Source organism: Stenotrophomonas sp. STEN009, assembly GCF_056760395.1.
In genome coordinates this window covers 49,568-76,476 of the sequence record NZ_JBRRES010000022.1, presented here as the reverse complement: position 1 = coordinate 76,476, position 26,909 = coordinate 49,568, and the positions used below count along the sequence as shown (strand labels likewise).

The 26,909-nt window shown below is 67.7% G+C and carries 19 protein-coding genes and 3 tRNA genes; 12 read left to right on the top strand and 10 right to left on the bottom strand.

Annotated elements, in window-relative coordinates:
• Positions 1 to 113: 113 nt before the first annotated feature.
• Entirely contained in the window at positions 114 to 2,441 is a 2,328-nt protein-coding gene (locus ACVOMM_RS11885; RefSeq protein ID WP_481526285.1) for a penicillin acylase family protein, read from the bottom strand.
• A 123-nt stretch (positions 2,442 to 2,564) separates the two neighbouring features.
• On the opposite strand from ACVOMM_RS11885, the gene bfr reads away from it, so the two are divergent.
• The gene (bfr, locus tag ACVOMM_RS11880; RefSeq protein WP_053518345.1) at positions 2,565 to 3,053 is read left to right on the top strand and encodes a bacterioferritin; all 489 of its coding nucleotides are present in this window, start codon (positions 2,565 to 2,567) and stop codon (positions 3,051 to 3,053) included.
• A 400-nt stretch (positions 3,054 to 3,453) separates the two neighbouring features.
• On the opposite strand, the gene parC is transcribed toward bfr, so the two are convergent.
• Entirely contained in the window at positions 3,454 to 5,697 is a 2,244-nt protein-coding gene (gene parC / locus ACVOMM_RS11875) for a DNA topoisomerase IV subunit A (RefSeq protein ID WP_481526284.1), read from the bottom strand.
• Between the two features lie 59 nt (positions 5,698 to 5,756).
• Positions 5,757 to 6,665: a helix-turn-helix domain-containing protein gene (locus tag ACVOMM_RS11870; RefSeq protein WP_065181185.1), complete on the bottom strand. Its 909-nt coding sequence runs from the start codon at positions 6,663 to 6,665 to the stop codon at positions 5,757 to 5,759.
• 145 nt (positions 6,666 to 6,810) lie between these two features.
• Between ACVOMM_RS11870 and emrR the strand changes: the two genes are divergently transcribed.
• Genes emrR through emrB form a run of 4 tightly spaced genes read left to right on the top strand, consistent with a single transcriptional unit; the run spans position 6,811 to position 11,528 of the window.
• Positions 6,811 to 7,254, top strand: a complete 444-nt coding sequence (gene emrR, locus ACVOMM_RS11865; RefSeq protein WP_053518351.1) for a multidrug efflux system transcriptional regulator EmrR — start codon at positions 6,811 to 6,813, stop codon at positions 7,252 to 7,254.
• On the top strand, positions 7,251 to 8,744 hold the full coding sequence (gene emrC / locus ACVOMM_RS11860; protein WP_065174708.1) for a multidrug efflux transporter outer membrane subunit EmrC: 1,494 nt from the start codon (positions 7,251 to 7,253) through the stop codon (positions 8,742 to 8,744). The genes emrR and emrC overlap by 4 nt, the downstream gene beginning before the upstream one ends.
• A gap of 11 nt (positions 8,745 to 8,755) precedes the next feature.
• Positions 8,756 to 9,934 carry a multidrug efflux MFS transporter periplasmic adaptor subunit EmrA gene (emrA, locus tag ACVOMM_RS11855; protein WP_053518354.1) on the top strand — a complete coding sequence of 393 codons (1,179 nt, stop codon included), beginning with the start codon at positions 8,756 to 8,758 and terminating at the stop codon, positions 9,932 to 9,934.
• Between the two features lie 7 nt (positions 9,935 to 9,941).
• Positions 9,942 to 11,528, top strand: a complete 1,587-nt coding sequence (gene emrB / locus ACVOMM_RS11850; RefSeq protein WP_053518356.1) for a multidrug efflux MFS transporter permease subunit EmrB — start codon at positions 9,942 to 9,944, stop codon at positions 11,526 to 11,528.
• Between the two features lie 176 nt (positions 11,529 to 11,704).
• Here the strand turns inward: emrB and ACVOMM_RS11845 are convergent.
• Both ACVOMM_RS11845 and ACVOMM_RS11840 read right to left on the bottom strand, forming a co-directional pair.
• Positions 11,705 to 11,789: transfer RNA gene (locus tag ACVOMM_RS11845), tRNA-Leu, on the bottom strand.
• Between the two features lie 50 nt (positions 11,790 to 11,839).
• Positions 11,840 to 12,739: a LysR family transcriptional regulator gene (locus tag ACVOMM_RS11840; protein ID WP_180875702.1), complete on the bottom strand. Its 900-nt coding sequence runs from the start codon at positions 12,737 to 12,739 to the stop codon at positions 11,840 to 11,842.
• Positions 12,740 to 12,839: 100 nt separating this feature from the next.
• Between ACVOMM_RS11840 and ACVOMM_RS11835 the strand changes: the two genes are divergently transcribed.
• Entirely contained in the window at positions 12,840 to 13,586 is a 747-nt protein-coding gene (locus ACVOMM_RS11835; RefSeq protein WP_283220137.1) for a sulfite exporter TauE/SafE family protein, read from the top strand.
• A 63-nt stretch (positions 13,587 to 13,649) separates the two neighbouring features.
• Here ACVOMM_RS11835 and ACVOMM_RS11830 read toward each other — a convergent pair.
• Both ACVOMM_RS11830 and ACVOMM_RS11825 read right to left on the bottom strand, forming a co-directional pair.
• Positions 13,650 to 13,734 (bottom strand) — tRNA-Leu (locus ACVOMM_RS11830).
• Positions 13,735 to 13,864: 130 nt separating this feature from the next.
• Positions 13,865 to 13,949, bottom strand: a tRNA-Leu gene (locus ACVOMM_RS11825).
• A gap of 128 nt (positions 13,950 to 14,077) precedes the next feature.
• On the opposite strand from ACVOMM_RS11825, the gene rnr reads away from it, so the two are divergent.
• The 3 genes from rnr to rlmB all read left to right on the top strand — a co-directional run bounded on the left by rnr (position 14,078) and on the right by rlmB (position 17,899).
• Positions 14,078 to 16,537, top strand: coding sequence for a ribonuclease R (gene rnr, locus ACVOMM_RS11820; protein WP_481526283.1), 2,460 nt, complete (start codon positions 14,078 to 14,080; stop codon positions 16,535 to 16,537).
• A gap of 30 nt (positions 16,538 to 16,567) precedes the next feature.
• A complete protein-coding gene (locus tag ACVOMM_RS11815; RefSeq protein ID WP_481526282.1) occupies positions 16,568 to 17,062 on the top strand; it encodes a GFA family protein in 495 nt (164 codons plus the stop codon).
• A gap of 93 nt (positions 17,063 to 17,155) precedes the next feature.
• Positions 17,156 to 17,899 carry a 23S rRNA (guanosine(2251)-2'-O)-methyltransferase RlmB gene (gene rlmB / locus ACVOMM_RS11810; RefSeq protein ID WP_053518184.1) on the top strand — a complete coding sequence of 248 codons (744 nt, stop codon included), beginning with the start codon at positions 17,156 to 17,158 and terminating at the stop codon, positions 17,897 to 17,899.
• 93 nt (positions 17,900 to 17,992) lie between these two features.
• Here rlmB and ACVOMM_RS11805 read toward each other — a convergent pair whose 3' ends face one another.
• Genes ACVOMM_RS11805 through ACVOMM_RS11795 form a run of 3 tightly spaced genes read right to left on the bottom strand, consistent with a single transcriptional unit; the run spans position 17,993 to position 22,628 of the window.
• On the bottom strand, positions 17,993 to 19,432 hold the full coding sequence (locus tag ACVOMM_RS11805; protein ID WP_180875658.1) for an efflux transporter outer membrane subunit: 1,440 nt from the start codon (positions 19,430 to 19,432) through the stop codon (positions 17,993 to 17,995).
• Positions 19,429 to 21,387, bottom strand: coding sequence for a MacB family efflux pump subunit (locus ACVOMM_RS11800; RefSeq protein ID WP_481526281.1), 1,959 nt, complete (start codon positions 21,385 to 21,387; stop codon positions 19,429 to 19,431). Before ACVOMM_RS11800 ends, ACVOMM_RS11805 begins: the two co-directional genes overlap by 4 nt.
• Entirely contained in the window at positions 21,384 to 22,628 is a 1,245-nt protein-coding gene (locus ACVOMM_RS11795; protein WP_111185757.1) for an efflux RND transporter periplasmic adaptor subunit, read from the bottom strand. The genes ACVOMM_RS11800 and ACVOMM_RS11795 overlap by 4 nt, the downstream gene beginning before the upstream one ends.
• Positions 22,629 to 22,833: 205 nt before the next feature.
• Between ACVOMM_RS11795 and ACVOMM_RS11790 the strand changes: the two genes are divergently transcribed.
• From ACVOMM_RS11790 to ACVOMM_RS11780, 3 genes are all read left to right on the top strand, one after another.
• Positions 22,834 to 23,562 carry a response regulator gene (locus ACVOMM_RS11790; protein ID WP_053518224.1) on the top strand — a complete coding sequence of 243 codons (729 nt, stop codon included), beginning with the start codon at positions 22,834 to 22,836 and terminating at the stop codon, positions 23,560 to 23,562.
• 6 nt (positions 23,563 to 23,568) lie between these two features.
• Positions 23,569 to 24,978 (top strand): ATP-binding protein, encoded by a 1,410-nt coding sequence (locus ACVOMM_RS11785; RefSeq protein WP_053518188.1) that lies wholly within the window; start codon positions 23,569 to 23,571, stop codon positions 24,976 to 24,978.
• A 213-nt stretch (positions 24,979 to 25,191) separates the two neighbouring features.
• Positions 25,192 to 26,904 carry a PAAR domain-containing protein gene (locus ACVOMM_RS11780; protein ID WP_481526280.1) on the top strand — a complete coding sequence of 571 codons (1,713 nt, stop codon included), beginning with the start codon at positions 25,192 to 25,194 and terminating at the stop codon, positions 26,902 to 26,904.
• Positions 26,905 to 26,909: the final 5 nt, after the last annotated feature.

The following is a 26,909-nucleotide window of genomic DNA, read 5'->3' as shown; positions in this document are numbered from 1 at the left end:
TTCTTTTTTCCCCCCGCCCCCCCCCCCGGGGGGGGTGGGGGGGGGCCCTGGGGGGGGTTTTTGTGGGCCGCCCCCGGGGGGGGGGGGGGGGGCCGGGCCCCCCCGCTACCCCTCTATCTCGCCGGCACCAGCGTCATCACGTGCTGGGCCTTGCCCGGCAGGAACGGCGAGGGGCGGCCATGCACCCAGTCTTCGTGGCCCGCGCCCCAGTAGGGGGACAGCGGGTGGCCACTCTGGCCACCGGGCATGTGCACGATGCCGTCGGCTTCGTGACCGGGGGAGACCACCATCCGCTGCGAAGCACCGAAATCCGGGGCCTGCACCCGTGGCATGTCGCGGTCGCCGGGCAACGGCTCGGCCGGCATGCACAACGCGCGGCGTGCGAAGGCGGGCAGGGCGCGACTGACCGGGTGGCAGATCGACGCGGTGTTGCGCTCTCCCCAGCGGCGCTGGGCCAGCGGTCCCTGGCCGGCAAGATCTGCTTCCAGCTCACGTGCGGCCTTCGCCAGCAACGCATCCCAGCTGTCGATACCGGGTGGCAGCAGATGTGCCGGGCGCTGTTCCAGCATCGGCCAGACCACGCCTTCCAGCTCGGGCAGCCGCGGCGGCAGGTAGTCGGCGCCCAGCTGTGCGCGGGCAGGCGCGAGCAGCGCACCTTCCACCGCATCGAGCACCTTGCCACGGAAGCCGCGGGTGATGCGATAGCTCACCGAGTCCACCGATGCCCGTCCTTCCCAGTGCGCATTGGCTGCATGCAGGCGCTGCAGTGCAGGGTCGCTGCTGTGTGCGGTGATCTGCTGCAGCAGCGCCCACCAGCGTTGCAGCATTACCGCGCGGTCATCGAGCTGGATCGCCAGCAGGTCGTGCTCATCGAAACGGTCCTGGACCGCCAGCAGGTCGCGGATCTGCCGCGCGCGGGCGCCAAGGTCGTAGCCGCCATTGCCGGCCACTGCCAGTGAGGCGCCGTCCAGCACGCGGCCGTTGGCGGTCCACAGACGGTGGTTGGCGGGATCGATCAGTGCGGGAGCAGCGTCGCTGCGCAGCGACCAGGGTGCGCAGGCGTCATTGCGCGCTGGCGCGTAGCCGGCCGCCGCACATCCGGGGCCACGGTCCGGACGGGCGCCGATCAGACGCCAGGCGATGCGCCCGCTGCGGTCGCCGATCACCAGGTTCTGTGCAGGAATGCCGGCGCGGTCGGCCACGCGCAGGGCCTGGTCCAGGTCGCCCGCGCGGGCCATGTCGGCGAAATCCAGGCGCACCGCGCCGGGCAGATGTGCGACCCAGCGCAGTGCGTCGCCGCTGCCATCGGCGTGGGTGTGCAGGATCGGCCCCCAGGCGGTCTCGCGCACCGGGAACACCACGTCATCCTGGCCGGCCACGGCGATGCGCTCTTCATGCACCGTCACCGGGGCCGTGGCCGGTTCGTTGCGGAAATCGGCGGTGTCGATGTAGCTGTTGGTGAACCCCCAGGCGACATGCCCGTTGCTGCCGACGATGACGGCTGGCAGACCGGGCAGCGAGAAGCCGCTGATGTCGACCTGGCCACCGGCCGCCTGCGGATCGGGATAGCGCAGGCGCACGCGGAACCAGAGGCCGGGTGCACGCAGGCCCAGGTGCATGTCGTCGGCAACGATCGCACGGCCATCGGCAGTGAGGGCGCCGGCCACGGCGAAGTTGTTGCTGCCCACTGCGCCGGTTTCCACCGGCACGGAGGCGGGCGAGGCGGCCAGCGTGCGCAGATCCAGTTGCCCTGCATCGGGCAGCAGGGCATTGCCGCGCGGCTCGCCGAACAGGGGCGCATCCCATTCGCTGCCCTGGTGCGCGATCAGCGCATGCAGCGCCGGTGGCACCACCGCCTGGATGCGGCTGAGCGCCAGTTCAGTCCGGTTGCCCGGATCCTGCAGATCGGCGTACATGGCCAGCCCGGCCAGCACGCTGTCGCTGGCGGTCCACGGCTGCGGCGCCTGCCGCAGCAGCAGGTAGGCCCACGGGCGCACGGAGAGATCGGCCAGGCCCTGGTTGACCCCATCGACATACGCGTTCACCGCCGCGGCGTTGCTGCCCAGGGCGGCCTCCAGATGGGCTCCGGTCCGCGCGCGCAGGCGATGAACCCGCATGCGCTTGTCCACCTCGATGGCCTTCGGGCCGAACAGCGCAGCCAGTTCGCCGGCCGCGCTGCGCCGCATCAGGTCCATCTCGAAGTAGCGCTCCTGAGCGTGGACACGGCCGAGCGCACGCATGGCGTCGGCCTGGCTGCCCGCGGTGATGGTGACCACGCCCAGCGCGTCGCGCTCGACAGTGACTGCTGCGCTTAGGCCGGGCAGGGCATGTTCACCTTCCAGATCGGCCAGGCTGCCGCGCAGCAGCAGCCACGCTGCCAGGGCCACCACCAGCAGGGTGGCGATCAGCACGCCGAGCAGCCAACGCCATGTACGTCGCATTGCAGGTCCTTTCCGAACGCCGGGGCCGATTGTAGCCGCAGGCGCAACTGCGACTGATTCCGATTAGATCACCGTATCCCGAAATGGGGCACCCTATGCCGCATCGATTCACAGGAGCCCCCCATGAAAGGCAACCCGGACGTCATCGCCTGCCTGAAGGAACTGCTGCGCGGCGAGCTTGCCGCGCGTGACCAGTACTTCATCCACTCCCGCCGTTACGAGGACCAGGGCCTGTTCGCGCTGTATGAGCGCCTGAACCACGAGATGGAGGAAGAGACCCAGCATGCCGACGCGCTGCTGCGCCGCATCCTGTTCCTTGGCGGGGATCCTGACATGCGCCCGCACCTGACCGAGCCGGGTACGACGGTGGAGGAGATGCTGCAGAAGGATCTGGACACCGAGTACGCCGTGCGCAACAACCTCGCCGCCGGCATGAAGCTGTGCGAAGAGAAGGGCGACTACGTGAGCCGCGACATCCTGCTGGCGCAGCTGAAGGACACCGAAGAGGACCACGCCTGGTGGCTGGAGCAGCAGCTGGGCCTGATCAAGCGCATCGGCCTGGAGCTGTACCAGCTGAGCAAGATCGACGGCAGCGGCGCCCCGGCGCACTGAACCGGTACCGTCGCCCGCCAGCACCGGAGCATCGCTCGCCAGCCTTCGCCCGCCAGCCGCTCCACCGCCCGCCAGCCGACAACGAAAAAGCCGGGGAATGCCCCGGCTTTTTCGTGTCTGGTGCTGCGTTTCGGTAGCGCCGGGCCATGCCCGGCGGGCAGAGCTGGGGGGGGGGGGGGGGGGGGAAGGGGGGGTGGGAGAAGCCCCCCCCCCGCACACAAAAAAAACCCAAGGCCAAAAAAAACCCCACCCCCCCCCCCCCCCCCCCCCTGGGTTGGTTGGTTTTGTGTTTGTTTTGGGGGGGGGGGGGGGGGCGGGGGGGCGGGCGGCGGCCGGGGGGGTGGGGGGGTGGGGTTTCTTTTTTTTTCTTTCTCCCCCCCCCCCCCCCCCCCCCGCTGCGTCATTCCACTGACAGGCCTTCGACCTTCTGCCAGCCACGCGGCAGCAGGTGGCCACGGGTCGCCCGGGCGCCGAGGTAGGCGTCGAGCTCGTTGAACTTCAGGCCCATCGTGCGCTGGCCGGCGCGCACCTGCAGGGTCTGCCCCGGCCCGATCGCCACGATGGCGACCACGCGTTCCGTGGCCAGCTTGGCCTTGGGGATCTCGATGATCTTGTTGCCCTTGCCCTTGTCCAGTTCGGGCAGATCGCTGGCCGGAATCGCCAGCAGGTTGCCCGAGCTGGTCACCGCCACGATGCGGTCGCTCTCGACATTGGTGACCACCGCCGGCGGCAGCACCGACGAGCCGGCGGACAGGTTCAGCATCGCCTTGCCGGCCTTGTTGCGGCCGATCAGGTTCTCGAAGCGGGTGACGAAGCCGTAGCCATGGCTGGACGCGAGCACGAAGCGTGCGTCCGGCTCGGCGCTGGCCAGGGTGACGAAGCTGGTGCCGGGCGCCGGCGAGAAACGGCCGGTCAGCGGCTCGCCGTTGCCCCGCGCAGAAGGCAGGGTGTGCACCGCCGTTGAATAGGCCCGGCCTTCGCTGTCCAGGAATGCGACCTGCTGGGTGCTGCGCGCGCGCACGGCGCCCTGCAGCGCATCGCCATCGCGATAGGACAGGGCCGACGCGTCCACGTCATGACCCTTGGCGGCGCGGATCCAGCCCTTCTGCGACAGCACCACCGTCATCGGCTCGCTCGGCACCAGTTCGGTCTCGTCGATGGCCTGCGCCGCCTGGCGCTGGACCAGCGGCGAGCGGCGCTCGTCGCCGAACTTCTTCGCATCGGCCTGCAGCTCGTCGCGGATCAGCTTCTTCAGCTTGGCCTTGCTGTCGAGGATGCCGATGATCTTCTCGCGTTCCTTGGCCAGCTCGTCCTGCTCGCCGCGGATCTTCATTTCCTCCAGGCGGGCCAGCTGCTTCAGCTTGGTCTCCAGGATGTACTCGGCCTGTTCTTCGGACAGGCCGAAGCGCGCGATCAGTGCGGCCTTCGGTTCGTCCTCGGTACGGATGATATGGATCACCTCGTCCAGGTTGAGGAAGGCCACCAGCAGACCTTCCAGCAGGTGCAGGCGGCGTTCGACCTTCTGCAGGCGATGCTGCAGGCGGCGGGTGACGGTGTTGCTGCGGAACGTCAGCCATTCGCTGAGCAGCATCTTCAGGTTCTTCACCTGCGGACGGCCGTCCAGCCCGATCACGTTGAGGTTGACGCGGTAGCTGCGCTCCAGGTCGGTGGTGGCGAACAGGTGGCCCATCAGCTGCTCGGCATCGACGCGGTTCGAGCGCGGCACCAGCACCACCCGCACCGGATTGGCGTGGTCGGATTCATCGCGGATGTCTTCCAGCCACGGCAGCTTCTTGGCGCGCATCTGCGCGGCGATCTGCTCGATCACCTTCGAGGGCGATACCTGGAACGGCAGTGCGGTGACCACGATGTTGCCGGCTTCACGGCTGAACGTCGCGCGTGCACGCACGCTGCCGTTGCCGGTCTCGTACAGGGTGCGCAGATCGTTGGCGGCCGTGATGATCTCGGCGCTGGAGGGATAGTCCGGGCCTTTCACGTGCTCGCACAGGTCGCGCACGGTGGCATCCGGATCGTCCAGCAGGTGCAGCAGCGCGCTGACGATCTCGTTGAGGTTGTGCGGCGGCACATCGGTGGCCATGCCCACGGCGATGCCGGTGGTGCCGTTGAGCAGCAGGTGCGGCAGGCGGGCCGGCATCCACGTCGGCTCCTGCAGCGTGCCATCGAAGTTGGGCGCCCAGTCGGTGGTGCCCTGGCCCAGCTCGCCCAGCAGCACTTCGGCGATGGGGGTCAGCTTGGATTCGGTGTAGCGCATCGCCGCGAACGACTTCGGGTCGTCGCTGGAGCCGAAGTTGCCCTGGCCCTCGATCAGCGGATAGCGGTAGGAGAACGGCTGGGCCATCAGCACCAGCGCCTCGTAGCACGCGCTGTCGCCGTGCGGGTGGTATTTACCGATGACGTCACCGACGGTGCGTGCGGACTTCTTCGGCTTGGACGCGGCATTCAGCCCCAGCTCGCTCATCGAATAGATGATGCGGCGCTGCACCGGCTTCAGGCCGTCGCCGACGAACGGCAGGGCGCGGTCCAGGACCACGTACATCGAGTAGTCGAGGTAGGCGCGTTCGGCGTACTCGCGCAACGGCAGTTGTTCGAATCCGTGGAACACGGGGCGGGCAAGTTCGGTCATGCGGCGTTGTTACCTATGTCGGGAGGCGGCGACGGCGGTCGCCGCTCGCAATCCTGTGATTATCCGGATGCGGCCGGGGATGCCAAGCCGCGCGCAGGGTCCAGGCCGGTTTCCAGTCCATTCCCGGCCCGCGCCAGGTAGCGCCCGGGCGGCAGGCCGAAATGGCGGCGGAACACGGTGACGAAGGCGCTGGCGCTGCTGAAGCCCAGCGCATGGGCGATATCGGCCACGCTGCGGCCATCGGTCAGCTGCCGCAGCGCTTCGGACAGACGGGCCTGCTGGCGCCACTGCGCGAAGCTCAGCGTGGTCTCGTCGCGGAAGTGGCGGGTCAGGCTGCGCGGCGAAAGCCCGGCCCAATGCGCCCATTCGGCCAGGCTGCGCTCGTCGGAGGGATCGGCCAGCAGCTGCGAGGCGATCTTCAGCAGGCGCCGATCGTGCGGCATCGGCAGGTGCATGCGCTGGCGCGGTGCGGTGCGGATCTCATCCAGCAGAACCTCGATGATGTGCTGGTGCTCGGGCGTGGCGACCTGGTCGAGCGACCAGCTGCAGATCCGGTCCGCCAGTGCCTGCGCCAGCCTGGACAGGCCCAGCACGCAGGGGGCGGCGGGAAGGGCAGTGCAGGCGGGCGCGGCCAGCGCCATGCCCCAGCCACGCAGCGGGCCGTCCAGAGCGACCGTGTGAGGTTCCAAGGGCGGCATCCAGCCGGCCGAACCGGGCGCCAGCGACCACGTTCCATGCGAGGTGCGGGTGGTCAGCAGGCCGCGTTCGACGCAGATCAGCTGCGCACGCTGGTGATGGTGCCAGTCGACTTCACGGGCGAGCCCCTGCGGACTGTCGAAGCGGAAGCCGACGACCGGCGGGCCATCGTTGCGCTCGAACCAGTCCAGCGCCTCGTTGCGCAGCAACTGCCGGGCCGGGGCGATGTCCCCCTTGTTCATCCTGTCCGATGGCTGGAATGTGTCATTCATTGGCCTGATGGTACTACCGGGCCATCCTGGGGCGCCATTAAGGTAGGCGCCTTCACTGATCCAGCCCGCTGCTGCAACACAGCATTCGATGCCAGATCGAATATTTCCATTGAGAAATATTTTTTTTGGAAGAGAATGCACTCCCATGATCTGTCCTGCAACCACTCCCCCCAGCTTCGGCCTGCTGCTGCGCCAGGTGCGCGACGGCCTGGTCCGCCAGCTTGACGCGTCCATGGCCGAAGAAGACCTGGGCATCGGCTTCACCCACTACATCGGGTTGAAGGTGCTCTCGAACATGGCCCCCTGTACCGCCAACGAACTGGCCCAGGCCATCGACCAGGTACCCAGTGCCGTCACCCGCCTGCTGGACAAGCTCGAAGCCCTGGGCTGCGTTCGCCGCGAGGCACATGCGCAGGACCGCCGTGCGCTGCAGATCGTGCTGACCGATGAAGGCCGCGCACTGTGGGCGCGCTTGAAGCTGCGCGGCGACGCGGTGATGGATTACGCCCTGCGCGATCTGTCCGCCGACGAGCGCACGCTGCTGTTGTCCCTCCTGACCCGAATCCGCGATTCCCTGACGACCCCATGAACCCGATCCCGCATTCCTCATTCCGCCGGTCCGGGCGCGCGCTGCTGCTGTCGGCGCTGGCGCTGGCGCTGGCCGCCTGTGCCAGCAGCCGCGGCCTCGAACCGCAGGCCCGCCTGCTCGATGTGGACAGCCTGCACAGCGAGCGCACCCTGGCCGACACCGATCTCAGTGCCACCGGCTTCCCCGCACAGGACTGGTGGAAGGCATTGGGCGATGCGCAGCTGGACGCGCTGATCGCCGAAGGCCTGGCCGGTCATCCGAGCCTGGACGCCGCCGACGCACGTCTGCGCCAGGCGCAGGCCAAGGTCGGTACCGCACGCGCTGACCGCCTGCCCAGTCTCTCCGTTTCCGGCGGCTATACCGGGCTTCGCCTGCCCGAGTCGATGGCCGGCGACGAGATCGGTGGCCACTACGCAGGCAGCAGCCAGGTCGCTTTCGACTTCAGCTACGGCATCGACCTGTGGGGCGGCAAGCGCGCCGCCTGGGAAGCGGCCGTGGATGGCGCGCATGCCGCCACCGTGGAGGCCCAGGCCGCACGCCTGAATCTGTCCACCGGCATCGCCCAGGCCTATGCGGACCTTGCTTACGCGTGGCAGCTCGACGATGTCGCCGAGGAAGAACTGACGCGGTCGCAGAAGTCGCTGGAACTGACCCGGCAGCGTCGCCGCGCTGGCATCGACAGCGATCTGCAGGTGCGCCAGGCCGAAGCCCGCGTGCCCGCCGCGCAACAGCAGGTGCAGGCCGCGCAGCAACGCATCGACGCCGCCCGCACCGCATTGGCCGCCCTGGTCGGCAAGGGCCCCGACCGTGGCCTGACGATCGAGCGTCCGCAGCCGTTGAATCCGACGGCCCTGCAGCTGCCAGGCGTGCTGCCCAGCGAGCTGCTCGGCCGTCGTCCTGACATCGTCGCCGCACGCTGGCGCGTGGAAGCGGCCAACAAGCAGATCAAGGTCGCCAGGACGAAGTTCTACCCGAGCCTCAACCTGACCGCGCTGGCCGGCGTGGTGGCGCCGAATGTCGGCGATCTGCTGCAGAGCAGTTCCACCTTCGCCTACATCGGCCCGGCGCTGAGCCTGCCGATCTTCGAAGGCGGCAAGCTGCGCGCCAACCTGGCCGACACCGATGCGCAGTACGACCTGGCGGTGGCCAATTACAACCAGGCGGTGCTTGACGCACTGCGCGACGTGGCCGACCAGGTCAATGCGGTGCGCTCGCTGGCGCAGCAGGCGCAGTCGCAGCAGCAGGCCGTGGACACGGCGCGTGCAGCGTTCGACCTGGCCGGGCAGCGTTACCGCGCCGGCATCGGCAGCTACCTGGATGTGCTGTCCGCACAGTCCACCCTGCTGCAGTCACAACAGCAGCTGGCCAGCCTGCAGTCGCAGCAGGTGCAGACCTCGGTGCGCCTGAGCAAAGCGCTGGGCGGGGGCTTCCAGCCCAGTGATGCCGATCGCGCGCCGCTTGCCTCCCATTCCGATTCCTCGCATTCCTGAAGATCCCCGCCATGAGCCAGACCCAAGACACTGCGGCCCCGGCCGCCTCCAACCGCCGCAGCAACCTGCTGCGGGGCCTGTTCGTCATCGTCGTGCTGCTGCTTGCCGCACTGGCGCTGTGGTATTTCATGTTCGGCCGTTGGTTCGAAGAAACCGACGATGCCTACGTGCAGGGCAACCTCGTACAGATCACCCCGCTGGTGGCAGGCACCGTGGTCGCCATCAATGCCGATGACGGCATGCGCGTGGAGCGTGGCCAGCTGCTGGTGCAGCTGGACCCGGCCGATACATCCGTGGCCCTGCAGCAGGCTGAAGCCAACCTGGCCAAGACCGTTCGCCAGACCCGTGGCCTGTATCGCAGCGTGGAAGGCGCGCAGGCAGACCTGAATGCCCGTCAGGTGACCCTGAAGCGCGTGCGCGAGGACTTCGCACGCCGCAGGGATCTGGCCGCCACCGGTGCCATCTCCAACGAAGAACTCGCCCATGCCCGCGATGAGCTGGCGGCGGCGGAAGCAGCGGTGGCCGGTTCGCGCGAGACCGTCGAGCGCAACCGTGCGCTGGTCGACGATACGGTGATCGCCACCCAGCCCGACGTGCAGGCGGCCGCCGCGCAGCTGCGCCAGGCCTACCTCAACAATGCCCGCGCCGGCATCGTCGCGCCGGTCACCGGTTATGTGGCCCGTCGCTCGGTGCAGGTGGGCCAGCGTGTGCAGCCGGGTGCCGCACTGATGGCCGTGGTGCCGACCGAGCAGATGTGGGTCGAGGCCAACTTCAAGGAAACCCAGCTGCGCCACATGCGCCTGGGCCAGGAAGTGGAGCTGAAGTCTGACCTGTACGCCGGCGATGTGAAGTACAAGGGCCGCGTGCAGAGCCTGGGTCTGGGGACCGGCTCGGCGTTCTCGCTGCTGCCGGCGCAGAACGCCAGCGGCAACTGGATCAAGATCGTGCAGCGCGTTCCGGTGCGCATCGCCATCGATGCCAAGCAGCTTGCCGAACATCCGTTGCGTATCGGCCTGTCGATGAAGGCCGAGGTGAGCCTGCGCGACCAGAAGGGCGAGGTGCTGCCGAGCGCCCCGGCCAAGGGCACGGTGTTCGACACCGACGTCTATGCCAAGCAGCTGCATGATGCCGACGAGGTGATCCACTCGATCATCCAGGGCAACGTGCCGCAGCAGTCGAAGGTGGGCTGAGGTCGCCATGTCCGCCCAAGCTCCAGCCGCGCCCGGAAGCCCGGGCGCACCGGCGGCGCCGGGTGCGGCCGCCGGGTTCCTGCCGCCGAGCGTGGCCCTGTGCACCGTGGGCCTGGCGATGGCCTCCTTCATGCAGGTGCTCGACACCACCATCGCCAACGTCTCGCTGCCGACCATCGCCGGCAATCTCGGCGCCAGTTCGCAGCAGGCGACGTGGGTCATCACTTCGTTCGCGGTCAGCACGGCCATCGCACTGCCGCTGACCGGCTGGCTCAGCCGCCGTTTCGGCGAGCGCAAGCTGTTCGTCTGGGCCACGCTGGCCTTCGTCATCACCTCGCTGTTGTGTGGCCTGGCGCAGAGCATGGGCATGCTGGTGGTGTCGCGCGCCCTGCAGGGCTTCGTGGCCGGCCCGATGTATCCGATCACGCAGTCGTTGCTGGTCTCGATCTATCCACGCGAGAAACGCGGGCAGGCGTTGGCGCTGCTGGCGATGATCACCGTGGTCGCGCCGATCTGCGGGCCGATCCTCGGGGGCTGGATCACGGACAACTACAGCTGGGAATGGATCTTCCTGATCAACGTGCCCCTGGGCATCTTCGCCGCGCTGGTGGTGGGCAACCAGCTGAAGGGCCGTCCGGAACACGTGGAGAAGCCGAAGATGGACTACGTCGGCCTGATCACGCTGGTGATCGGCGTCGGCGCACTGCAGCTGGTGCTCGACCTGGGCAACGACGAGGACTGGTTCTCCTCCACCCGGATCGTGGTGCTGGCCTGCGTGGCGGTCGTGGCGCTGACGGTGTTCCTGATCTGGGAACTGACCGACAAGGACCCGATCGTCGACCTGAAGCTGTTCCGCCACCGCAACTTCCGCGCCGGCACGCTGGCGATGGTGGTGGCCTATGCCGCATTCTTCAGCGTGGCCCTGCTGATTCCGCAGTGGCTGCAGCGCGACATGGGGTACACGGCGATCTGGGCAGGCCTGGCGACGGCGCCGATCGGCGTGCTGCCGGTGATCATGACGCCGTTCGTGGGCAAGTATGCCTCGCGCTTCGACATGCGCATGCTGGCGACCATCGCCTTCGTGTTCCTGTCGATGACCAGCTTCCTGCGCTCGGGCTTCAATCTGCAGGTGGACTTCCAGCACGTGGCCGGCGTGCAGCTGATCATGGGCATCGGCGTGGCGCTGTTCTTCATGCCGGTGCTGCAGATCCTGCTGTCGGATCTGGATGGTCGCGAAATTGCCGCGGGTTCGGGCCTGGCCACGTTCCTGCGCACGCTGGGCGGCAGCTTTGCAGCATCGCTGACCACCTGGCTGTGGGCACGTCGCACGCAGGTGCACCACGCCGATCTGACCGAACACATTTCGGCCTATCAGCCGGGCATGCAGGACCAGGTTGCGGCGATGGGGCAGGGTGACCTGCAGCATGGTGCAGCGGTGCTCAACACCATGATCAACCACCAGGCATCGCAGATGGGCTTCAACGACATCTTCTTCCTGCTGGGCTGGATCTTCCTGGCCATCATCACCTTCCTGTGGCTGGCCAAGCCGCCGTTCGGTGCCGGTGCCGGTGCAGCGGCCGGTGGCGGGCACTGAAACTGCCCGCAAACACGGCGCTGTATGTCGACCCCGCCGCAAGGCGGGGTTTTTGTCTGTGGTGAGTTCTGCCAGGCGGCGTTCGCGCAACGCGCGGAAGGCGTCGCCATTGCGTTGACGCTGCGGATTCCGGAAACGAAAAAACCCGCTTTCGCGGGTTTCATCATCATGAGTCGTGGTGCCCAGGAGAGGACTCGAACCTCCACGGTTTTACCCGCTAGTACCTGAAACTAGTGCGTCTACCAATTCCGCCACCTGGGCGACTCAGGAGGGGAATTCTGCGGTACGGCATCGGATGTGTCAACACCATTTCATGCTTTTTTCTCCGCTTCCACGCCGAGGTGCAGCAGCAGGCTGCGCATCGCTGTCGACAGCCGTGTCCAGTCGGCGAAGCAGGCACACAGGCGGCGCTGTGCCCACGCATCCGCGAGGGGCACTGCCAGCGCCTGTGTCGCGCGGCGGTGCTGGCGGGCGATGGTGCGCGGCACGATACCTACGCCGATGCCGTGACCCACCATGATGCACACGCCTTCGAAGGTCTTCATGCGGATGCGCACGTCCAATCGATGGCCGATGTCGCGTGCCTGCGTTTCGATGTAGGTCTGCAGCGCATTGCCATCGGCCAGCGCGACGAAGGTTTCGCTGACCACATCGGCGAAGGCCAGCGTGCGACGGGCCGCGAAACGATGGCCTGCGGGCAGCAGCATCACCAGGGGATCCTCGGCAACGACATGGCGTTGCAGGCCGGTTGCCTCGACCGCATCACTGATGATTCCCGCTTCGGCCTGGCCAGCGGTCAGGGCGCGGACCACTTCAGGGCTGGTGCGTTCGTGCAGTTCGACGTGCAGGCGTGGGCGTTCGGCCAGCCAGGGAGCCAACCGGGAAGGCAGGTAGCTGGTCAGTGCGGCGGTGTTGGCATACAGGTGCAGGGTGCCGCGCGCGCCCTTCGCGAAGGCCTGCAGTTCGCCACGCAGCTGTGCCTGTTGATGCAGGATCTGGCGCGCGTGGTGGGCGAGGGCGGCACCGGCTTCGGTCAGGCTCACGCCGCGCGGGTGACGCACCAGCAGCGCGGTGCCCGCGTCGTTCTCGATCGCCCGCAGGCGTTCGCTGGCAGAGCCCAGCGCCAGGTTTGCCTGCGCGGCGCCTGCGGTGATGCTGCCGGCGTCGGCCACGGCCAGGAACAGGCGCAGGTCGGCGATGTCCATCCGCATGTCACGGCCCTCGTTGCGTGCCGCCTGCCTTCGGGTCAGCCGAAGGGTGTGGCGCATAAGCCGCATTGTGCGCGGAAGGCGCGCCGGTTCCAATGACGGCATGAGCGAGACGACATTCTTCTATGGTCTGCTGGTTGCCGTGTTCATGCTGGCGGGGGTGGTCAAGGGCGTGACCGGCATGGGCCTGCCGACCGTGGCGATGGGCCTGCTGGGAGGGGCGCTGTCGCCGGTGGCGGCGGCGTCGATGCTGTTCATTCCGACCTTCGTCACCAACGCCTGGCAACTGCTGGTCGGCCCATCACTGGGACCGATCATGCGACGCCTGTGGCCGATGATGCTGGCCGTGGTGGTGGTGACCCTGGGCGCGGCGACGTTGCTGGTGCGGGTGGACCGCACCTGGTCGCGGGTGGCGCTGGGCGTGGCGCTGGTGGTGTATGCGCTGTATGCCTTGGTTGCGCCGGTGTTCCGTGTGCCGCAGCGGCGTGAGCGTTGGCTGGGGCCGCTGGTGGGGGCGTTGTCCGGCGTGGTGACCGGGGCGACCGGTGTGTTCGTGATGCCGGCGGTGCCGTACCTGCAGTCGCTGGGGCTGCAGCGCGAAGAACTGGTGCAGGCGCTGGGCCTGGCGTTCACGGTGTCGACCCTCTCGTTGACGGGTGGGCTGGTGCTGCACGGCGCATTCGGTGTGCAGCAGCTGGGATTGAGCGCGCTGGCGGTGTTGCCGGCGCTGGCGGGCATGTGGCTGGGGCAGGTGATCCGGCAGCGGATCAGTGCGCGGGTGTTCCGCGTGTGCTTCCTGGGCTTCCTGCTGCTGCTGGGCCTGGAGCTGGTGCTGCGACCGCTGTTCTGATCCCGTTGGCTGGCGCCCGGACATGAAAAAACCCGCTTTCGCGGGTTTTTCTCAGTCTCGACGTGGTGCCCAGGAGAGGACTCGAACCTCCACGGTTTTACCCGCTAGTACCTGAAACTAGTGCGTCTACCAATTCCGCCACCTGGGCGTCGAGGAGCGAGATTATGGGGTGCCGTGACGGGGGTGTCAACACCCTTGTGAACGCCCGGCCACGCTGCGGAACGACGGCAGGAAACGCGGGCAAAAAAAATCCCCGCCGAGGCGAGGAGATTTTTCGTTGGTGCCCAGGAGAGGACTCGAACCTCCACGGTTTTACCCGCTAGTACCTGAAACTAGTGCGTCTACCAATTCCGCCACCTGGGCGTTCCAGAGGCGCAATTGTGAAGATGAATCCGCAGGCTGTCAACGACTTCGCGGAGTTTTTTCACGTGGCGCCTGCAAGCGGGTCGCTGACCGGTTCTGCACGCCGTCAGCGGCTACCATGGACGGCGATGACTACCAAAAAACCAAGCAAGGGCGGGAGCAAGTCCCGCAGCCAGGCCCCGAAGAAGGGCGCCAAGACGGGTGCAGCCCGTACCTCCCAGCCGGGCAAGCCACTGCCGGGCTGGTTCCCGGAGCTGGGGGGGGGCGGCGCACCGCCGCGCGGTCGCCCGGGCCGTGGCGGCGACGCCCCGGGACGGGCGCCGGTCCGCAAGCTGCCGCCGGCCGGCAAGGTGATCGAGGATCCCTACGCGTCCCGCGAAGCCGAGAAGTACGAACAGCCCATCGCCAGCCGCGAGGCCATTCTGGCCCTGCTGGAGCGCTGCGAAGGGCCGCAGACTGCCGAGGAACTGGGTGCCCGCCTGGGCCTGACCGCGCCGGACCGGGCCGAAGCGCTGTCGCGCCGGCTGGGTGCGATGGTCCGCGATGGCCAGCTGGTGCAGAACCGCCGTGGAGGTTTCGCGCCGGTGCAGGCGCTGAGCCTGGTCACCGGTGTGGTGATCGCCAATCCGGAAGGATTCGGGTTCCTGCGCCCGGTCGAGGGCGGCGACGACCTCTTCCTGCCGCCCTATGAAATGCGCAAGGTGATGCACGGCGACAAGGTGCTGGCGCGTGTCACCGGCATCGATCATCGCGGCCGCCGCGAAGGCAGCATCGCCCGCGTGCTCGAGCGCGGCATGACCCGCCTGATCGGTCGCTTCAGCATCGAGATGGGCATCAACTACGTGGTGCCTGATGACAAGCGCGTGCAGCGCAACGTGCAGGTGCCGCCTGATCAGACCGGAGGTGCGCGTGATGGCCAGCTGGTGGTCTGCGAGCTGACGCAGGCGCCGGACAGCCGCCGTCCGCCGATCGGCCGCATCATCGCGGTACTGGGTGACAAGCTGACCGCCTCGCTGGTGGTGGAGACCGCCATCCACGGCCACGAGCTGCCGTTCGAGTTTCCGCAGGAGGTGCTGGACGAGGCCGCCGCGGTGCCGCTGGTGGTCGATCCGGCGATGATCGGCGACCGCGTCGACCTGCGTCGCACGCCGCTGGTGACCATCGATGGCGAGGATGCCAAGGACTTCGACGATGCGGTGTATTGCGAGCCGAACGCGGAGGGATTCCGTCTGGTGGTGGCCATCGCCGATGTCTCCAACTATGTGCGTCCGGGCACGCCGCTGGATGAGGAGGCGCAGAAGCGCGCTACCTCGGTGTACTTCCCGGGCTTCGTCGTACCGATGCTGCCGGAGACCCTGTCCAACGGTATCTGCTCGCTGATGCCCAAGGTCGACCGCATGTGCTTCGTCTGCGACATGCAGATCGACCGCGATGGCCAGGTCGTCCACTCGCGCTTCTACGAAGCGGTGATGAATTCGCACGCACGCCTGACCTACACCCAGGTGTGGCAGGCCGTGGGCGAGGACGATGCCGGCGCAAAGGCCGTCATCGGCGATCTGCTGCCCCAGGTGCAGCGCCTGCACCAGCTGTACAAGGTGCTGGCCAAGGCACGTGCCAAGCGGGGGGCCATCGAGTTCGAGAGCAGCGAAGTGCGCTTCGTGCTGGACAACCGTGGCGAAGTCACCCAGGCCGGCATGCTGGTGCGCAACGACGCGCACAAGCTGATCGAGGAATGCATGATCGCCGCCAACGTGGAGGCGGCGAAGTACCTGCTGTCGCACCATGTGCCGGCGCCGTACCGCGTCCACGAGAAGCCGCCGGAGACCAAGTACGCCGACCTGCTGGAATTCCTCAAGGAGTTCAAGCTGAGTCTGCCGCCGTGGTCGAAGGTGCGCCCCGGTGACTACACCAAGCTGTTGAAGAAGATCCGCGACCGTCCCGATGCCACCCTGCTGGAGTCGGTGCTGCTGCGCAGCCAGAGCCTGGCCGTCTACAGTCCGGACAACCACGGTCACTTCGGGCTCGCGCTGGAGGCGTACGCGCACTTCACTTCGCCGATCCGCCGCTATCCCGATCTGCTGGTGCATCGCGCGATCAAGCATGCGTTGTCGGGCAAGCCGCTGGACAAGTTCACCTACACCGCACGCGAGATGGCAGCGCTGGCGCTGCAGTGCTCCGAGCGCGAGCGCCGCGCTGACGAGGCCGAACGCGAGGTCGACGAGCGTTACCGGGCCGCGTGGATGGAGAAGCATGTCGGCGGTCAGTTCGATGGCGTGATCAGTGGCGTGACCAGCTTCGGTCTGTTCGTGGAACTGGACGATTCCAAGGTGCAGGGCCTGGTCCATGTCACCCAGCTGCCGCAGGATTATTACAAGTTCGATGCGACCCGCAAGACACTGACCGGAGAACGTCGTGGCAGCAGCTACCGGCTGGGTGACCGCGTGCGCATCCTCGTACTGAAGGCCAGCATGGAAGAGCGCAAGATCGACTTCCGGCTGGTCGAACACAAGGGCGAGGAAGAAGAGGCAGGACTGTCGCCGCTGCCCGAACGCGGCAAACCGACCAAGCGCAGGAAAGAGAAGTACTGATCCGTAGAGCCCGTTCCGGAGGAAAGCAGCATGCAGGGCCAACCCGAGTACAGCGGCGGCTGCCAGTGCGGTGCCATCCGCTTCCAGGTGCGCGGTGAGCTGTCCGACAGTTCGATCTGCCACTGCCGGATGTGCCAGAAGGCCTTTGGCGCGTATTACGCGCCTTTGGTCTCGGTGCGCGGCGTGCAGTTCAGCTGGACCCGCGGCCAGCCGCGCTATTTCCAGTCCTCCAATCTGGTCCGGCGCGGTTTCTGCGGCGACTGCGGCACGCCGCTGACCTATGAAGCCCCCGACGGCATGGCCGTGGCGGCGGGGGCGTTTGATCAGCCGGAACGGTTGCCGCCGACGATCCAGTACGGTGTCGAGCGCAAGCTGCCCTTCGTCGACGCCCTGGGCAGCCTGCCGGCACGGCGGACGGAGGAGGACGTGGCGGCGCTGGACTTCCTGGCTGCGATCGTTTCCCACCAGCATCCCGACCACGACACGCCACACTGGCCGCCGCGCAGCCGTTCAGCCGAAGGGTGAACGGCGGGGGAGCGCCGGGCCCTGCCCGGCGAGCGCGAAGCGCGGCCGTCGCCGATGCTCTACCATAGCCACCCCCTTTCCGGTCCCGCCCGCATGAGCAAGAACAGCCAGTGGATCGTCGGCGTCAACGCCGTCGCCTCCTCCATCGAGAACGACGCCGAGAACGTCCGCGAAGTGCTGGTCGAGGCCGGTGCGAAGAATCCGCGCCTGACCGAAATCGAAGAGAACGCGCGCCGCAAGGGCATCGATGTCCGCCGGGTCACCGCGCAGGCGCTGGACGGCGTTGGCGGTGCGGTCCGCCACCAGGGCGTGGCCGCGCGCTATGCCGCTGCGCGCACCTACAGCGAGAATGAACTGGAAGGCCTGGTCACTGCCGCTGAAGGCAGGGCGCTGCTGCTGGTGCTGGATGAGGTACAGGACCCGCACAACCTGGGCGCCTGCCTGCGTTCGGCCGCGGCGGCCGGTGCCACTGCGGTGATCATTCCCAAGGACAAGTCGGCGACGGTGAATGCCACCGTGCGCAAGACCTCGGCCGGCGCCGCCGACCGTATCCCGGTGGTGGCCGTGACCAACCTGTCGCGCTGCCTGAAGGATCTGCAGAAGCAGGGCGTGTGGATCTACGGCCTGGCCGGTGAAGCGACCGCGTCGCTGTACGATCTGGACCTGAAGGGCAACATCGCCCTGGTGCTGGGCGGTGAAGCCGACGGCCTGCGCCGCCTGACCCGCGAGAATTGCGATGGACTGGTCAAGATCCCGATGCCGGGCGAGATCGAGAGCCTGAACGTATCGGTCGCCGCGGGTGTCAGCCTGTTCGAGGCCGTGCGCCAGCGCGGCTGATCGTCCCGTGGTAGCGCCGGGCCATGCCCGGCGGATCCAGTCCGACCACGCTCATGGCAAGCCGCGCTCCACGCCGCCGGGCATGGCCCGGCGCTACCCCGCGCTGCCGCCCAGCGCCTTGAACAGCGTCACATCGTTGGTCAACTGGCTCTGCCGGACGCGGGCCAGTGACAACTCCGCATCGCGCCGGGTCTGCTGGGCTTCCAGCCAGGTCCGCAGGTCGGTGGCACCCACGCGGTAGCGCACTTCCTGCATGCGTTCCACTTCCACCGCCTCGTCATACGAGGCCTGCGACGCCGCCACCTGGCGCGCCAGCTGCTCGCGTGCCGACAGCGCGTTGTCCACTTCCGACAGGGCGGTGTACAGCGTCTTGCGGAACCCGGTCGCGGCGATCTGGTAGTTGGTACCGGCCACGTCGGTATCCAGCTGTGCGCGCTGCAGGTTGAGGAAGGGCAGGGACAGGCCGGCACCGAGCGTGGCCACCGGATTGCGCAGGACATCGCCCAGCGAGGTCGCGCTGGAACCGAGGCTGCCGGTCAGGCTCAACGCAGGGTAGTACTGGGTGGCGGTGACCTTGATCGTCTTCAGGCTGTTGCGCAGCCGCAGCTCGGCCGCGCGCAGGTCGGGACGGCGAGCGAGCAGGTCCGCCGGCAGGCCTTCAGCGATGGCAGGGCTGCGTGCCTGCTGCAGGTTCTGCGGCTCGTCCTGTTGGGGCCACGGGGTGCCGTCGAGCAGCACGGTCAGCGCATTGCGCACTTCCACGCGCTGCTGTTCCAGCGCACTCTGCGCAGCGCGCTGCGACTGCAGGTTCTGCAGGGCCTGGCGTACTTCCAGGCGCGAAACCGCACCGGCATCGAAACGGGCCTGGACCAGTTCGCGGGTGCGTTCCAGTCGCTCCAGGTTGGCCTGGCCGGTGCTGATCGACTGGTTGAGGTACGCCAACGCCCAGTACTGGCTGATGGCATCGCCGATCACCAGCAGGGCGGTGTTCTGTCGATCTTCCTCGGTGGCTTCAGCCTCCCAGCGTGCGATGTCGCGCTGGGTCCTCAGCCGGCCCCACAGATCGACTTCCCAGGCCAGCGAAACGCCGGTGGAATAGCTGCGGCGCCAGTCGTCGGCCTGGTCGGTGGCACGGCTGCCGCTGCCACTGACGCCCGACGAGGACGGCTGTGGCCAAAGCGCGTTGCTGGCGAGCCCGGCCTGCAGGCGGGAACGCTGCACGGCCAGGCCGGCGGCGGCAAGGTCACTGTTGGCGGCCAGCGCCCGGGCTACCAGCCGGTCCAGACGTTCATCGCCGAAACCGCTCCACCAGACATCCTCGCGGATGTCGCGGGCAGGCGTATCCAGGCTGCTGCGTGGAGCGTCCACCGGTGCGTTGAGTGCGGCATCGCCACGCCCATAAGCAGCAGCCACGTCGGGATCGGCAACCGGATAACGGCCGACCGAGGCACAGCCGGACAGGGCAATCAGTACGGCGCCGGCCAGCAGCAGGCGCGAGGGAGCAGGAAAGGGGAGCATGGGCATCGTCTTCATTCGCGGGCCAGGGCCTCCACCGGGTCGAGCTGCGCGGCATTGCGCGCGGGAAGGAAGCCGAAGCCCACGCCGATCAGGGTGGAGCAGGCAAATGCGGCGATGATCGAAGCGGTGGAGAACAGCACCTGGAAGTCGCTGGCGAAACGTCCGATCATCGAGCCCAGCAGCAGCGCCAGGCCGACGCCGAGCAGGCCACCGAGCAGGCACACCAGCACCGCCTCGATCAGGAACTGCTGGCGGATGTCACTCTGCCGGGCACCCACGGCCATGCGCACACCGATCTCGCGGGTCCGCTCGGTGACCGAGACCAGCATGATGTTCATCACGCCGATGCCACCGACCAGCAGTGCGATGGCGGCGATCGCGCCGATCAGCAGGGTCATCGTGCGTGTGGTCTGCTCGATGGTCTCGCGGATTTCGGCGCTGTTGCTGAGGAAGAAATCCTCGGTACCATGGCGCATCGTCAGCAGGCGGGTGATCGCCTCCTGCGCGGCGTCCATCGGCGTGGCGTCATCCACGCGCACGGTGATGCTGGAGACCTGACTCTGGCCCAGCATGCGTGACATCACGGTCGTGTACGGCACCCAGATGCTGAGACTGGTGCTGCCACCAAAGCCGAAGCTCTGCCGTTTGGCGACACCGACCACCCGCACCGGCACGTTGCCGAGCAGGATGACCTGGCCGACAGGATCGACGCCGGGGAAGAACTGGGTCTGGGTGTTCTCGTCGATGATCGCGACCTGGGCCAGCCCTCGCACCGCATCGGCATCGAAAAAGCTGCCACTGAGCAGGGTCACGCCCTTCACCCGGAAGAACTGCTCGCCAACGCCGCTGACCTGGGCGGTGGAGGACTGGTTGCGGTAACGCGCGGTGACCGAGGTCGACACGCTGGGCGTGGCGCTGTCCACGTAGCTCTGCCGTGAGAGCGCATCGGCATCGCTGGCCTTGAGCGTCTGTACGCGTGCAGAGCGCATGTCGCCGAAACCGCGGCCGGGATACACATCGATGGTGTTGGTTCCCAGCGCGCTGATGTTCTGCAGGATCTGCTGCTGCGAGCCGTTGCCGAGCGCGACCACCGAGACCACCGAAGCAATGCCGATGATGATGCCGAGCATGGTCAGGAACGTGCGCAGGCGATGCGCGTTCATCGCCAGCAGGGCCATGCGGAACGCTTCGGTGAAGCGGTCGCGCGCTGCGCGCCAGCTGTTGCCGTGGGCAACACCGGTGCTGGCCTCGCGTCGCGCGCGGTAGGACGGCGCATCAGGATTGGCGCGGTCGGCGATGATCTCGCCATCGCGGATCTCGATGATGCGCTGGGCATGCTCGGCCACGCTCATGTCGTGGGTGACGATGATGATGGTATGTCCCTCGGCATGCAGCTCGCCCAGGATTGCCATCACCTCTTCGCCGGATTTCGTATCCAGGGCGCCGGTGGGTTCATCGGCCAGGATCACCTCCCCGCCGTTCATCAATGCACGCGCGATCGACACACGCTGCTGCTGGCCACCGGACAGCTGGCCCGGCTTGTGATGCATGCGGTCGCCCAGGCCGAGCCGTTGCAGCAGCTGCTCGGCCCGCGCGTTGCGTACCGGGCCGGGGCTGCCCGCGTATACCGCCGGCACTTCCACGTTGCCGCGTGCATCCAGGTCACCGAGCAGGTGGTAGCGCTGGAAGATGAAGCCGAAATGCCCGCGCCGCAGTTCGGCCAGCTCGTCCGGCTGCATCCGGCCGGTTTCGCGGCCGGCCACCTGGTAGCTGCCCCGGGTGGGGCGATCCAGGCAGCCGAGGATGTTCATCAGGGTGGACTTGCCCGAACCGGACTGGCCGACGATGGCGACCATTTCGCCGGCGTGGATGTCCAGGTTGACGTCGCGCAGCACGGCAATGACGTCGTCGCCGGCCGGGAACTCGCGTCGCAGGTCACGCAGGCGCAGCAACGGCGCCGTCGTGCTCATCGGCGCGGGCCCATGCCCGGGCCGCCGACGCGCATCTGCATGCCTCCCCGGTTGCCGCCGCCCGCAGACGCTGCCGCGGCGCTGGCCTCGCCGACCACCACGCGTTCGCCCTCCTGCAGGCCTGAGAGGATTTCAGCCGATGCACCGTTGTTGATGCCGACCTTGACCTTGCGCGGTTGTGGCTGGCCCCGATCATCCACCACCCGTACCACGCGCTCGCCGTCGCGGGTCTTCGGCCCCAGTGCCACCGCCGGTACCATCAGCACGCCCTTGGCCTGCTTGAGCAGGACCGACACCTGCGCGGTCATGTCGATGCGCAGGGTGCCGTCCGGGTTCTCCACGTCGAACAGGGCGTTGTAGTACACCGCGCTGCTGGAGCTGGAACTGGAAGAGCTGCTGGAGCTGGACGAGCTTTCATTGGCAATCGATGCCGGTGCCGGATTGATCTGCCGCAGCGTGGCGTGATACTTCCGGTCCGGGTCGCCCAGCGTCGTGAAGTACACCGGCATGCCGGCCTTGATCTTCACAACGTCCGCCTCGGACACCTCGGCATTGACCGTCACCACGTCCAGGCGCGCCAGCATGACGATGGTCGGCGCGGTCTGGTTGGCGTTCACCGTGCGGCCTTCCTCGGCCACCACGGCGACCACGGTGCCGTCCATCGGCGCGGTGATCCGGGTGTAGGCCAGGTTGGCCCGGGCGGTACCCAGCTCGGTTTCGCGACCCTTGATCTGTGCCTCGTAGGACTGCAGCTGGGCGCGCGCGGTTTTCAGCTGTGCTTCGGCGGCATCGTACTCCTGGCGGGAGGTGGCCTCGGCGGCCAGCATCTGCTGCTGGCGTGCGAATTCCAGCTCGGCCTGGCGCAGTGTCGCCTGCTGCACCGCCCGCTGCGCGATCACCTGGTCCAGCGAGGCCTGTGCGTTGAGTACCTGGTTCTGCTGGGTGGTGGCGTCGATCTCGGCGATCAGGTCGCCTTCCTTCACCGTATCGCCCAGCTGCACCTTCAGCGATTTGATCTGGCCGGAGGCCTGCGCACCTACGCTGACCAGCTTGTAGGCGTCGATCACGCCGGTCGCCTCAACGGTCTGTTCGATGTCGCCACGGCCTACGGGGGTGGTGGCCAGGGCCGGAGCGGCCGGCTTGCGCAGCAGCCACCAGGCGGCCACGGCAGCGATCAGGACGAGCAGGGCGGCCAGCATCAGGCGGCCCCGGCGGGTTGCGGGCAACAGGCGGCGGATCACGTGGTGGCTTCACTCTCGGTGCCGCGATGGCGGCGATGGTGGGCATTGTGAAGACCGGGCGATCAACCGCTCAATCCTCAGGGTGTGTCTGTGTGTAACACTGTCGGCGAAAGCGCGTATCGACAGGTATCCGGCCCGCGGGTGGATACAGTGGTACGCATTGGCCAGGATGCGGTTCAGCTCCCGACACGGGATGATCCGCGACATGGAGACTGAAAACCCGATGCATCGACTGCTGATCGTCGACGACGACAACGACATCCGCACCCTGCTGGCCGAGCAGCTCGGCCGCGCCGGCTACCAAGTCAGCACGGCGGCCGACGGCACCAGCATGCGCCAGCTGCTGGAGCGCGAACACGTGGACCTGATCGTGCTCGACCTCAACCTGCCGCGCGAGGATGGCCTGACCCTGTGCCGTGACCTGCGCGCACGCTCGAACACGCCGGTGATCATGCTGACCGCCCGCGCGGAACCGATCGATCGCGTGCTGGGCCTGGAAATGGGCGCCGATGACTATCTGGCCAAGCCGTTCGAGCCGCGCGAGCTGCTGGCGCGCATCCGCAACGTGCTGCGCCGTACCGAAGCCCTGCCGGCCAATCTGGAGCCACTGGCGGTGCGCCGTGCACGATTCTCGCGCTGGGTGTTCGATCTGGAGCACCGCCACCTGGTCGATCCGGATGGGCGCGTGGTGGTGCTGTCCGGCGCGGAGTTCCGCCTGCTGCGGGTATTCATCGCACATGCCAACAAGGTCCTGTCGCGTGAGCAGCTGGTCGCGCTCAGCAGCGGCCGTAACTATGAGGCGCAGGATCGCGCGATCGACCTGCAGGTCAGCCGCCTGCGCAACAAGCTGGGTGACGATGGCGGTCCCGATGGGCTGATCAAGACCGTGCGCAACGAAGGCTATGTCCTCGCCTCGGCCGTCAACCTGGAATAAGCCGCGATGAATCGCCTGCGCCACTTTCTGTCCTCGATGGTCGGGCGGCTGTTCGTGATCCTGCTGCTGGGCATGTCGGTGGCGGCGATCGGCGCGACCATGCTGGCCACCTCCAAGCGGCAGCAGGAGTTCGAGCGGCAGAACCTCAACCGCATCGCCGATCGCCTGCAGGGCTACGTCAATCTGCTCGACGGCAATCCCGAGCTGCGCGAGCGCCTGCTGGAAGTGGGCGGGCCGAGCGTGCGCGCGCTGCAGTCCGGTGCGCGCGTGGGACGTGCCGATGCTGCGCTGATGGAAGTGCTGGAGGACCGCCCGGGCCCGGTCGCGCGGGCGCAGGTGCACTTCACTTCGTTCCGCTCCTGCATTCCCAGGCTGCAGGAACTGCTGCCACCGCCGCCGCCCGGCTACCGCAAGCATCCTCGCGAGCGCGATCCGGCGTTCATCCCGCCCAAATGCCGCGCGGTGGACGTCACCCTCAACGACGGTACGTTGCTGAAGCTGGCACTGGATTCCCCTGCGGTGGCCCACAACGGCATCCTGGCCGTGGACCCGCTGTTCCTGACCCTGCTTGTGCTGGCCATCGCGGTACTGGCCTACATCGTGGCCCGCATGGCCAGCGCACCGCTGCAGGAGCTGGCCGCCGCCGCCGAGGATCTTGGCGACGACCTGCAGCGCGATCCGCTGCCGCTGCGCGGCCCGCGTGAAGTACAGCGCGCCGCCGAGGCCTTCAATGCCATGCAACACCGCCTGCAGCGACACCTGGCCGAGCGTACGCAGATGCTGGCGGCGATCACCCACGATCTGCAGACACCGCTGACCCGCCTGCGCCTGCGGCTGGAGAACGTGACCGATGAGGCGCTGCGCGAGCGCCTGATCGGCGATCTGGCTGCGATGCAGGCACTGGTCCGCGAGGGCCTGGAGCTGGCCCGAAGTGCCGAGAGCGCCGAGCAGCGCGCTGCACTGGACCTGGATTCGCTGCTGGAGAGCATCGTCGAGGACACCGCAGAAGGTGGGGCCGATGTCGTCTTCGAGGGCAGGAGCGATGCGGTGCTGATGCTGCGGCCACTGGCGATGCACCGCCTGTTCTCGAACCTGGTGGACAACGCGGTGATGTACGGCCAGCGCGTGCGGGTGCGCATCGAGCGGGGCGGCGGCAGCATCACCGTGGTGGTGGCCGATGATGGCCCCGGCCTGGCCGACGACCAGCTGGAAGCCGTGTTCGACCCGTTCGTGCGGGTGGAGACCTCGCGTTCGCGCGAAACCGGTGGGGCCGGGCTGGGCCTGACCATTGCGCGCGCGCTGGCCGAGAAGGACGGCGCGCGGCTGTGGCTGCGCAACCGTGCCGAGGGCGGACTGGAAGCCGTGGTGCAATGGCCGGCCAGTGCACAGGTGGTGGCGCCGGGTCGGGCAGGCTGAGCAGACGCGGTGGGGGCTGCGTTCCGGCAGGCCCCACGCAAAACTGACGCGATAGCCCTGCCTGCAGCACGATAGGGCGAATGCGTCACCCACGGTAATTGCCTGCGCTGCAAGGCGTTTCACAGGCAGTCGAGGCAATTGCGTCAGCGTTGAATTGCCTGCGCTGCGTGCGGCCGGTCACCTGAAGCCATCGAAGTTCCTTGCGGATGGCAGATGGCACGGATGTGGATCGTGGTGGGCGACGCCACCACGGGCGGCGGGCGGGTGCTGACCGGATCGTCGAATACGGATATCGAAGGCAAGGCTGTCGCCTGCGTGGGCGACAAGGCAACGTGCCCGAAGCATGGCGGCGCGTTCGAGATCGTCACCGGTGACCCGACGCTGATCCTCGACGGCAAGCCGATCGCGCGCGAAGGCGATTCGCTGGCCTGTGGCTGCAGGCTGCTCGGAGGTGCTCAGTCGCTGGTGTATGTGGTTGACGGCGGAGGCGGTGGCGGTGCGTCGGTCTCCGCGCCGCCTGCCGCGCCGGCAGCAGTGGACCTGTGGAACGCCACGCCGCCGCCCAGCGGTTTCGTTGCCCGCGATGCGGTCGCTACGCGCGAGGTCGTGCTGCATTGCCACTACGGCGACCTGGACTGCACGCCCGCGCGCGGTGTCAGTTACCGGGCGACCCTGTCTGATGGCCGCGTGCTCAGCGGCCATCTCGATGACGAAGGTCGTGCACGCCTGCCGCAGGTAAGCGTGGGGCCGGTGCAGGTGATCTACCAGCACGAGGCCGACAGCACCGACTCGGCTGAGATCGAGGCCTGCCGCGAACGCCTTCGCGCGGCCCTGCAGCGCATCGTGCAGCAGACCCGGCAGGATTTTGCTGCGGACTGGCGGCAATGGAACAGTGCCAGCGCTGCGCATCAGGCCTTCCTGATGGAACTGAATCGCATCGAAGGCCAGGCCAGAGGCACATGGGACTGGGCCAGCGGCAGCGTGGAAGCGGTGTGGCAGCTGGCGGTGCTGCGCTTCAAGGCCGATGCGGAACTGCGCGAACTGAGCGGACTGCTGCTGACGGGCGACTGGGACGGGCTGGATGCACGCATCGCGGGGCATCGTGCAGCAGGCGAGCAGGTGCTGGACAAGGCCAGTGCGATCAAGGAGCAGCTGATCCTGCTGTTCGACGACGGCCCGACCTGGCAGCTGTTGGCGGCGTTCCCCGCGGACTGGGCGAAGGCGGTGCCGCCAGACGAGCTGCAGGAGCTGACCCAGCGCTACGGCAGCCAGTTTGCGCTCGATGTCGTGATCAGCGTGCTGCTGGGCGCGTTCAGCGCAGGCACGGCCGGAACCGCCTATGGCGGCGCAACCTGGGCGGCCCGGATCGGGCGGTTGGGGCAGCGTCTGGCAGCGCTGCTGGACGAGCTGGGCGAGGCGTTCACCGCATTGGCGCGGGCATTGCGCTTGCGCAAGCGTCGGCACACGGAAAGCCGGGCGCCGGATGCCGATGGGGTGGTGGAAACCCGACTGCCGCGCACGCGCGCCGCAGGTGCCGCGTTCGGTGAGGCGAGGGCGCATCAAGCGATGCTGGACAAGGGCCTGACGCCAGTGGGAAAGACCGATGGCGTGTATCGTCCGGGAGAGAATGGCATCGATGGGGTCTACAGCCACCCGGATCCGCCGCCCGACTATGTGATCACCGAAGCGAAGTACAACACGGGCCGGTTGGGTGGACCGTACAGGGACGGTACGCGGCAGATGGACAGCGAATGGATAAACGAGCGTCTTGATTCCAAGGTGGGGGTCGTAGAGGCAAGAAGGATGAGGGATGCGATGAATCAGGGGCGGGTTGAGTCGATTCTGATCAGGGTGGCCGAAGATGGCACGACGCAGTCCTACAAGCTTGGCGTGGACGGAAGGGTGATTGGCCCTTCATCATTTTGAACTGG